The organism is Bacteroidales bacterium, from assembly GCA_035299085.1.
GTDB lineage: Bacteria > Bacteroidota > Bacteroidia > Bacteroidales > UBA10428 > UBA5072.
In genome coordinates this window covers 200,575-211,126 of the sequence record DATGXG010000036.1, presented here as the reverse complement: position 1 = coordinate 211,126, position 10,552 = coordinate 200,575, and the positions used below count along the sequence as shown (strand labels likewise).

General features: G+C 41.1%; 8 protein-coding genes. 3 read left to right on the top strand and 5 right to left on the bottom strand.

All coding sequences use genetic code 11. The features are described from left to right. The 3 genes from VK179_12055 to VK179_12045 all read right to left on the bottom strand — a co-directional run. Nucleotides 1-3,482: HYR domain-containing protein (locus VK179_12055; protein ID HLO59469.1), on the bottom strand; the 3,482-nt coding region annotated here is incomplete at its 3' end. A 306-nt stretch (nucleotides 3,483-3,788) separates the two neighbouring features. Then, complete coding sequence (locus VK179_12050; GenBank protein ID HLO59468.1) at nucleotides 3,789-4,334, bottom strand: DJ-1 family glyoxalase III; 546 nt, start codon at nucleotides 4,332-4,334, stop codon at nucleotides 3,789-3,791. Nucleotides 4,335-4,405: 71 nt separating this feature from the next. Continuing rightward, nucleotides 4,406-5,131, bottom strand: a complete 726-nt coding sequence (locus VK179_12045) for a SprT family zinc-dependent metalloprotease (GenBank protein HLO59467.1) — start codon at nucleotides 5,129-5,131, stop codon at nucleotides 4,406-4,408. Between the two features lie 172 nt (nucleotides 5,132-5,303). On the opposite strand from VK179_12045, the gene tsaB reads away from it, so the two are divergent. From tsaB to VK179_12030, 3 genes are read left to right on the top strand one after another with little or no spacing between them, the layout of a single operon-like run. Beyond that, complete coding sequence (tsaB, locus tag VK179_12040; protein HLO59466.1) at nucleotides 5,304-6,005, top strand: tRNA (adenosine(37)-N6)-threonylcarbamoyltransferase complex dimerization subunit type 1 TsaB; 702 nt, start codon at nucleotides 5,304-5,306, stop codon at nucleotides 6,003-6,005. A gap of 44 nt (nucleotides 6,006-6,049) precedes the next feature. Then, nucleotides 6,050-6,829: a DUF3108 domain-containing protein gene (locus tag VK179_12035; GenBank protein HLO59465.1), complete on the top strand. Its 780-nt coding sequence runs from the start codon at nucleotides 6,050-6,052 to the stop codon at nucleotides 6,827-6,829. 38 nt (nucleotides 6,830-6,867) lie between these two features. Then, on the top strand, nucleotides 6,868-8,106 hold the full coding sequence (locus tag VK179_12030; protein ID HLO59464.1) for a SpoIIE family protein phosphatase: 1,239 nt from the start codon (nucleotides 6,868-6,870) through the stop codon (nucleotides 8,104-8,106). Here VK179_12030 and VK179_12025 read toward each other — a convergent pair. Continuing rightward, a complete protein-coding gene (locus VK179_12025) occupies nucleotides 8,086-9,528 on the bottom strand; it encodes an O-antigen ligase family protein (protein HLO59463.1) in 1,443 nt (480 codons plus the stop codon). The genes VK179_12030 and VK179_12025 overlap by 21 nt on opposite strands. Further along, the gene (locus VK179_12020) at nucleotides 9,528-10,547 is read right to left on the bottom strand and encodes a hypothetical protein (GenBank protein ID HLO59462.1); all 1,020 of its coding nucleotides are present in this window, start codon (nucleotides 10,545-10,547) and stop codon (nucleotides 9,528-9,530) included. Before VK179_12020 ends, VK179_12025 begins: the two co-directional genes overlap by 1 nt. Nucleotides 10,548-10,552 lie beyond the last annotated feature (5 nt).

Genomic DNA, 10,552 nt, shown 5'->3' with positions numbered 1-10,552 from the left:
AACCTCACCGGTCGGGTCGGTATTGTCGGACTGTGCAACAGGATATTTACCGCATCGCCGTTGCAGATCGTGTCAACTTTAGGAGTTACTCCAAGCTTAGCTGTCGGTTCTACCCAAACGTAGGCCGTATCGTTGATGCCGGTGCACTTTTCTCCTTCATTTGAAGCATTCCGGGTGTAGGGTGTAATGATGAACTTAACCAATTGTGCATTGTCCGTGGTGTTTACAATGGTATTGGTAAGGGTGTAATCATTCGGCAGCGGGTTGGCGGAAGCCGGGGTTACGGTCACTCCTGCCGGTGCTTCGGTCACATACCGGAATCTTACCGGGCGTGTCGGTACGGTCGGGCTGTGCAACAGGATATTTACCGCATCGCCGTTGCAGATCGTGTCCAATTTTGGTGAAACGGTAACACGACTGACAGGCTCAACCCATATGATCTGATTTTTTATGGTTGAGTTTTTATATTTATCGGTCACTGACCACGAACGAATAATATATCCTGCTGTATCACAACCCTTAAGATTATCCAAATTATCTGTATAAATAGCATCGAGCCCAATGCTGCAGTTATCACTTTCATCAATAACATCGTCGGTAATTGTAGCATCAGCGTCATAATTACATAATAAATCCCTGCAAATGGTGTCATTGGCAGGTACTGTAAACGTCGGCTTAATGGTATCGTTAACCAATACCCGGAAATTACATGTAGCTAAATTTCCATATTCGTCCGTTACACTGAGAGTGATAGTGGTTGTATCACTTATGCCGGTTCCGGCAAGAGGACTCTGTGTAATTTTATACGCGCTGCATTCGGTAATACTCAGGGCAGGGTCAGCCGTGTAATCAGGCAGTGTATAATTGCAGGAGGCATCCAGGATCACATCTTTGTCGGGAACGCAGGTAGTAATAATAGGTGCAATGTTGTCAATCGTGTTAACCTTGAAGTCACAGGTTGCTGTATTGCCGTATTCGTCGGTGACTGTCAGGGTAACGGTGGTGGTATCACTAATGACAGTGCCGGGTAGCGGACTTTGGGTCTTTGTATACGCGCTGCATTCGGTAACGGATATAGCCGGATCGTTTGTATAGTCCGGAAGAGTGAAGTGGCAGGAGGCATCCAGGATCACATCTTTGTCCGGAACGCAGGTATTGATAACCGGGTTGATGTTATCGATCGCGTTTACTTCAAAATTGCAGGTAGCTGTATTGCCGTATTCATCGGTTACCGTAAGGGTAACGGTGGTGGTATCCGTAATGACTGTGCCGGGTAGCGGACTTTGGGTCTTTATATACGTGCTGCATTCGGTGATGGATATCGCAGGATCGTTTGTATAGTCCGGAAGGGTAAAGTTGCAGGAGGCATCCAGGATCACATCTTTGTCCGGAACGCAGGTTGTAATAATAGGTGCAATGTTGTCAATGGTGTTAACCTGGAAGTCACATGTTGCTGTATTGCCGTATTCGTCGGTGACTGTCAGGGTAACGGTGGTGGTATCACTAATGACAGTGCCGGGTAGAGGACTCTGGGTCTTTGTATACGCACTGCATTCGGTAATGGATATAGCCGGATCGTTTGTATAATCCGGAAGAGTGAAGTTGCAGGAGGCATCCAGGATCACATCTTTGTCGGGAACGCAGGTAGTAATAATAGGTGCAATGTTGTCAATCGTATTAACCTGGAAGTCACAGGTTGCTGTATTGCCGTATTCATCGGTGACTGTCAGGGTGACGGTGGTGGTATCCGTAATGACTGTGCCGGCAAGCGGACTCTGGGTCTTTGTATAGGTACTGCATTCGGTAATGGATATCGCAGGATCGTTTGTATAGTCCGGAAGAGTGAAGTTGCATGAGGCATCCAGGATCACATCTTTGTCGGGAACGCAGGTTGTAATAATAGGTGCAATGTTGTCAATCGTATTAACCTTGAAGTCACAGGTTGCTGTATTGCCGTATTCGTCGGTTACCGTAAGGGTAACGGTGGTGGTATCACTAATGACAGTGCCGGGTAGCGGACTTTGGGTTTTTGTATACGCGCTGCATTCGGTAATGGATATCGCAGGATCGTTTGTGTAATCCGGTAAAGTAAAGTGGCAGGAGGCATCCAGGATCACATCTTTGTCGGGAACGCAGGTATTGATAACCGGATCCTCATTATCTTCTATGGTGACTTTCTGAGCACAATTTCTGGTATTGCCACTAACATCCGAAACAATCCAGGTGACTGTACTTTCTCCAACAGGGAATGTATAAGTTACCGGGTTAATAGTTGCTCCACTTACTTGGGCAATGGTACCTGAGATCGAGCAATTATCTCCTGTTGTTGGCACTCCAAGTGTAACAGTGGTTGTGCAATCGCCTATGCCATCATGAGATGTGGTTTCATTTACATCCGGGGGACAAGTAATGGTGGGATGTATGGTATCCGCTACAGTTAAGGTTGAGGTGCAGTTCTTCTGAGTTCCGTATATATCTTTAACCGTTAATATGACAGAATTGGTTCCCAAATCAGTGCAATCAAAGGAATTCAGATCTATACTTAAATCCGGTACACCGCAATCCACTGTAGATCCATTATTAACATCAGCAGGAGAAATGGTTACCTGTCCAAGACCATTTACATACACTGTTGGATTTTTACATATTGCTACCGGAGGGCTCGCCTGGTTAAGCACCCCATATGTCATTGTATGTCCCGAAAATGTAACACAGCAATTATCACTTATATTGGTTGTAGTTGCTGTAATGTCACAGTTCAATGTGATACCGGCCGAATTTGACAGTGTAATTGTACCGAAAGTTTCCCCGTTAATGCTTGAAATGGATTGTGGGGTTGTACCACTGAATATTATAGGACTCGCCGGTTCATTAAAACCATCTGTTGTGCTGTTGTTTACCCAGTTACCTTTAAGGGTAAGAGTACGACCATTTCCGTTATAACCCGTACCGTCATTAATAGTCAAATCGCCGTTAAGAGTCGCATTATTTAATAAAATCTTCTGCCCGGCACCTGAAAGTATTACATTGTGGTACGTAGTAGGTGCAGGTATTATCTGATCGGTTCCCCTGTTAAATACTACCGTCCCGGTTCCCCATGAGAATGAACCGGCGGTATATGTTAGCATATCATCGTTGTAAAAAAAAACGCCGGTAGTCATATTCAGATTACCACCGTTAAAAGTAAAATTTCCGGTAAGGGTAAAAGTTTGATCGGCTATGTTGAATGTACCGTTACTAATGGTGAGATCTGCACATTCGGCAGGAGCTGTAAGATTAACAGTCGTCCCTGCGCTGATTGTAACACTGCTTCCAGGACCTGGCACAATGGCAGGAGCCCATATGAGCGGATTATTCCAGTTGCCTGAGCCAACGGAAGTCTGCGAAAACAATGCTGCATATTGAAGTATCAAAAGAACAGAGGCAACAAATGTCAGCCTGCTTTTGAGAATACGCAGAATATTTAGAAAAAAGCTCCTCATTCAAATGCCCAAAGTAGTTAACTCGGGACTCCCCGGTTAATTTGGATTTAGGTATTATTTGTTAATGTTAAGAAGCGCTTAATTTCATCAATTATAATTTCACTGATACCCAAGCAGTTTAAATTTTATTAACAAGTTTAAGCGCAACTGCCTGATTTTTTACGTATATCTGCTTAAAAAGTTATAGATTATCAGGGCTTTAATTCGGATTTTCCATTATTTCCTGATTTGGCGAATTTTAAAACAGCGAAAAAAAAAGAGGATGATTGATTGATCATCCTCTTTTTCCCATAAACCGCTGATATCTTATGCAATCATCGTTTCTTTTACCTCATCAGCAACCGGCTTCCCCTGCAATTTTTCAACAAGTGCCAGTGAAAAAGCCATTGCTACTCCAGGTCCTTTGCCGGTAATAATATTCCCGTCTATTTCAACAAGCGTCCCTGTGCAATTGGCACCCGTTAATTGTGGCTCGGTGCCGGGAAAACAGGTAGCCTTCTTTCCCTTCAGAATGCCGGCACTTCCAAAAACAAGCGGCGCAGCACATATTGCAGCAACAAATTTTCCCTGTGCATTGAAGTTTACAATTTGTTTTTTCAAGCCTTCATGTTTATTCAGATTATTTGCACCCGGCTGTCCACCCGGCAACACTATCATATCTGCCTCATCATAATTTATTTCATCGAAATTTTTATCTGCTATAACAACAACGCCCCTTTTGCTTGTCACTTCTTTTTTACCGGTTACAGAAACCATGACAACTTCACAACCGGCTCTACGCAATACATCAACGGGAGTGATGGCTTCAACCTCTTCAAAACCCTCAGCAAAATGAATCATTACTTTTTTCATGATCAGTAGTTTTTATCAAAGTTATAGCAATATCAGGGCAGATAACAAAAATCAGGCAAAAATCGTATTTGTTACCATACATCAGGCGAAAACTGATTCAATTCCTTATCCAGTAACCGGGCTCTTCCGCCGGTTATGGATTCCAGGAACTGCCAGAATGCTTTCTGATGGTGTTTATGGATTGTATGAGCAAGCTCATGAAGAATTACATAATCAGCAAGCCGCTCCGGCAATCGGATTAAATGAATATTCAGGTTTATATTATTGTCCCTTGAACAACTGCCCCATCTTGTTTTATTGTCTCTCACTGTAACCCTGCTGTAATGTAAATTGTGCTGTTTTGCGAGCACACTCAATCTTTCAGGGAGATACTTACCGGCTTCTATTCTCCATGTTTGTGTCAGTGCCTTTTTAATGGCGTGCTGAACCCTTTCATCTTTAACATCAGCAAAATCAGGGAAAATTACGTGTACTTGCCCCTGCCCTATAACCGTTTTAATGGTTGCTTTTGTGTGTCTTTCAAGTACAAGCACATGATCTTTTGTTCTGAAACCTGAATTTTCCTCAAATACAGTTATTTTTTTCTCATAGCGCGCAAGTTTTAGCTGAGTTTTTCGTATCCAGCTTCTTTTTTCTTCAACGAATTTGCCAGCATTTTCAATAGACATAAAACCAGGCATGATAACCTGGATTCCCTTGAAAGGCCTTATTGTTATTTTTAAATTTCTGACAGACGATTTTCTGACAAATTTAACCTGTCCAATTCCCTTGAAATCAATTATGGTTCCCTCGCTCATCCTGCCTTAAAATGTTTGTAAAAAATACACTGTTTTAACAATATCTGATCATCATGTCCTAAATTTACATGGGTAAAAATATTAACCTCTTTTAAACAACTTTCAAAGCCGGTTATTCATCATACCAATGGTACGGAAGTTGCTTACTTAAAAGATTGAAACCGGATCAGGAATGGCTTTTATATTGAATATAGAAACGGCAACGGCTTTATGCTCTGTTGCACTTTCAGTAGACGGCAATGTAATTGCCCTCAGGGAAACCCTTGAGGAAAAATCACATGCCTCCATGCTTACTGCTTTTGTGGAAGAATTATTGAAGGAAAAAAATCTTTCAATCAGTGACCTGGATGCTGTTGCTGTCGGTAAGGGCCCCGGATCATACACCGGGTTGAGAATTGGAGTATCAGCCGCAAAAGGACTTTGTTACGGAGCAAATATCGGTTTAATTGCAGTGAATACGCTTACTGTTCTGTTTCAATCAGCTTTACTGTCATTGAAGGGTGATTTCAAAAAGGATGCCCTTTTTTGTCCCATGATTGACGCACGCCGCATGGAAGTTTTTACATGCCTTTATAATTCTTCTGCCAATGAATTGGAGCCGGTCACAGCTAAAATCGTTGATGGGGATTCATTCAGAATATGGCTGGATCAAAACGAGATCTATTTTTTCGGTTCGGGAATGGAAAAATGCAGAACTGTGCTCACTCACAAAAATGCACATTTCATTGATCGCATCTTTCCCCATGCAAATGCTCTTGCACAGCTGGCTGACTTAAAATATTCAAATAATGAATTTGAAGATTTAGCCTATTTTGAACCGTTTTATCTCAAAGATTTTATTGCAACGGTTCCTAAAAAAGGTATCCATTTTTAACTTTTGAAGAAGAAATTTCGTTATAATTAAAACAGTTTGACGAAATGAGATCTCTTTTTTTACTCATATGGCTGTTGATTTTTCCTTTACCGCAATTTGGCCAGTATAATTCCGGTGCAGATAAGGACAAGCCTTACCAGGCTGGCGAAAAGCTGATTTACACAATAAAATTCGGCCCCATAACCGGAGGTACTGCTTCCATGGTCATTAAACAGGTAAATTACCGTAACACTCCTGTTTATCACTCGGTTGCACAGGGCCAGACAATCGGTATTACTGAAAAACTCTACAGTGTCAAGGACGTTTTTGAAAGCTATTTCGACATAAAAACGGGCCTGCCTGTGAAACTGGTACGTGATGTTAAAGAGGGCAACTATAAGAAAAGGGAAGAGGCTTTCTTTAACAGGAAAAACAATACAGTGTACAGTTTAAGAAAAGATACAACAATAGCAGTCCCTTCCGATATACTTGATATGGTTTCATTGCTCTATTATATAAGAAATATCGACTACAACCATCTGAAACCGGGGGATGTTATCCAGACTGTAACCTATTTTGATGACGAGATCTATCCTTTTAAAATCCGTTATAAGGGAAAAGAAGAAGTCCGCACCAAATATGGTAAAATAAGATGTCACAGGTTTGATCCGGTTGTTGAACCAGGTCGTATGTTCGACTCCGAGGATGATATGCAGATATGGATGTCGGATGATAAAAATGTAATTCCGGTCAAAGTAAAATTTGACCTGCTGGTCGGTTCACTTCGCATGGACCTTGAACAATTTGCCAATTTGAAATACCCTATTATCTTTACTAAGAATTGAGGTTATTTTTGTATATTGGTTAAAATATAACCCTGTTTGTGAGAGAAGGTAAATTTGATAAAGCTTCTATAAACCGCTTGCAGCTTACCACCTTTAAGCTGCAATCGCTTTTGAATATTACCCAGGCTATTAATGAGAATGTCACCCGTGAGGAACTTCTTGAAATTTACAGGCAGTTGCTCACGAAAGATCTGAATATCGGCAAAGTCCTTGTATTTATGCTGGAGGAAACATGGAAATGCCTGCTCAGGTCAGGGGATGTTGGTGAATCATATGCCTGCATTAATATAGAGTCGGATCTGATTCCAATCCAGGATATTTCATTCATTACTTCCTCACCCAATAAAACTCTGAATGCATTCGATATTGTTATTCCTGTTATTAATAAAGGAAAACCCATTGCCTTTGTCATTATAGGAGATCTTGAGGAAGGTGAAGGAGTCAGTCCCATTATAAAACACCTGAATTTCATACAGACTTTAACCAATATTATTGTCGTCGCGATTGAGAATATGAGGTTTTTTAAGGAAAGCCTGAGACAGGAAGCCCTTAAAAAAGAACTCGAACTGGCATCGAAAATGCAGAACATGCTTATTCCTTCCTCATCCATATTGCCCAAGAACGACAAGATTTATATGACATCATTCTACTTGCCGCATATGGATGTAGGCGGCGATTATTATGATTATGTTCAGCTGAATAAGAATGAATTCGGTTTTTGTATTGCCGACGTTTCAGGCAAGGGAATGTCAGCTGCTTTGCTGATGTCCAATTTCCAGGCAAACCTTCGTGCACTTTTTACTTATGATATTTCCCTTGATGCGCTCATTGAAAAATTAAATGAACGGGTTCTGCATTCAGCTAATGGTGAAAAGTTTATAACGATTTTTATAGGAAAATTTAACTATAAAACCCGTGAACTTCAATACATCAACGCCGGTCATAATCAGCCAATGATGTATTTTAAAAAGAAGAAAGAACTTGTTTTTCTTAATAAAGGCTGTGTAGGCATTGGCATGGTCGATGAAATTCCTGTTATTCGAAAAGGATCCCTTACTGTTGAAGAACCTGCCAAAATAATCTGTTACACCGACGGATTGGTAGAACTGATTGATGGCAAGGAGGTATCATTTGGAACCAAGGAAATTGAAGACTGTATCATGAACAGTCATGTTATAGACGAAAATATACAGTCGATTATTAAAAAACAGGGGATTTATGAGGGAAGCGCCGCCATTTTTGACGACATTTCTATTTTAGGCATTGAGTTCTTTTAGCCGGATATCAAGCGAAACAAAAACTGCTGTAAAACCCCAGAATAATGCAGATACTTTGTCCGTATCCAGGAAATTATTCAGGGTTCCGTGAATCAGGTAAGTAATATAGCCAAGCCACAGCGCAAGAACGATCTGCTTCAGACGTGGATCCTTTAACCTGAAGTACACATTGATACCGGTTATCAGGGTCATAATACAGATAATTATATAAGAAAGAGAGCCAAGAACTCCGCTCTCCACAAGAGGCCCGATGTATTCACTGTGAGCATTCCCCCTGTCGCCAAAATCGGTACTGATTGTAGTTTTATCGGCAGATCGCTGATAGGGAGCATATTTAAACATATAGGTTCCAGGACCGAAACCAAATACAGGTCTTTCCCTGAACATCCTGAATGCGGAGTTCCACCTGTTAAGCCGTTCCAGGTTTGATGCATCCGTTGTGATGTTTGAAATGGATCTTACATGTTCAGAAAGCGAAGCTGAGGAAACCTGCCTGTTCTGCTGCATTTTGTGAATGATATTCAGACGTTCCCCCGTAAGATAAAAGATTCCGAAAATCGACAACAGCAGAATATAGATCAGCCTTATCCTCATTAATACCACTACCAAAATACCCAAGGAAACTACCACGCTGATCCAGGCTGCCCGGGTGTATGATAATACCAACGCAATGATCACAATTAACCATGACCCCCAAACGATGGATTGCATAAGGAAATTTCGCTTTTTATTCAGGACCAGTCCCGCAACGGCAAAAAATAACATAGCCAGCACTGCACCATATGAGGTATGATCTCTGAAGAATGGATTCATGACGCCATGTGAGGCCTGCTTATCAAATAATCCGTAAGCCAGATGCCTGTTTATGGCGTAGAAAATCACAATCAGCATCGGCAAGGTATAGGCCAGGATAAATGTCCTTATCTTCTTGAGGTCTTTGAGAATATATATTGCAAGAAAATAGAAAACGGCAAGAAACCATATTCTTGCCAATAAAAATTTAAACGAGACTTGTGGTATTGAACTGGTAATTGATGTTACCAAAATCCAGAACAAATAAAAGAAAATGGCATAGCTTACCGGATGATTGAAAACATCCTTATTTACTATACCTGATTTCGCGGCACGATATGTTAAGAGTATCAGTACGCCGAAGATCAACGGCTCGGTTGGAATGGCAAAGTCAATGGATAATGACGGGAAAAATTCAAGCAATTGGATGGACAATGGGGTACATCCGATAATGATAAAATAAACAAGGTCAATGCGGGCCACTGCCAGGTAAACAACGATTAAAATAACAGGAAGCAGGTTAAGCAGGTAAATTTCCCTATAGGTTAAAACCATGTCTGCTATTATATAAAGCAGAACGAGGGTTATAACGAGTCCGTTTTTTTTAAGGATATCTGATAAAGAGGTCATCAATCCGCCTTTTTCACCTGCTCAATGATCAGAAGAATTAAAAGAGATAATGCAAAAGCAGAAAGAGTTGAAACGATTACAATTATTGATCTTTTAGGTACAGCTTTCCTTTCAGCTTTCTTGGCCTTGTCAACAATAAAAATCTGGGGAATATTTTGTTCAAGGTTTACTTTTGCAGAAACATACTTAGACTTTAACTGGGCGTTCCGCTGTATTTCCGATTCGAGCTTTTTGGACAATTCAACATAGCTGCCTCCGTAACGGGTAAGAATATCCATACGTCCTGCCAGGATATTTGCCGCTGCCTTGTCACCCCTGGCCAAAGCACTGGCATAGGCAGTATTCAGTATGGATGCCTGTGACTCATAATCGATCACTCCCAGGTGCCTGATTTTCTGAAGTGAGTCACTGATTACCTGAATTTCCTTTTCAGAATTGTTGTATTCTTTCTCAACCAGGTTAAACGCATCCAGAGCTCTTTCTTTCTGCATATTGTGAATGGTGGAATCAATGTAACCTGCTATCTCATTGGCAATGTCTGCAGCTGTCTGGGCATCCCTGTCCAGCACATTGATTTCAATCGACATAAATTCGGTACGTCGGAATTTAATGTTGTTTTTATACTTGTTTTCAAGTTTTGTATATGGAAAAGGCTTGTTCATGTCGATATCATAATGCTTCAGCAAATCGAACTTTTTTACAACATGCTCTTTAATCTGGTTTGAATGCAGAATCTGAAGCATCCTTTCCGCTTCTTCATCTTCTCCGAATGATAACACATCCCTGTTATCAGTGGATATAGAGGAAGTTTCCACAAGACTTTTCGAAAGGGAAACCGAAGCAGCAGGAAACAATACAACTCCCGATTTGAAACGGGGAGTGATTGAAAGTGATATAATAACAGAACTGATAAAAGCTAGGCCTGATAAGATAATCAGGATCCATTTTTTATCCCAGGCGAAACGCACAAGATCAAAAGCATTGTTTACAAAAGCTTTATTTTGCTGCTTACTTTCCATACTAT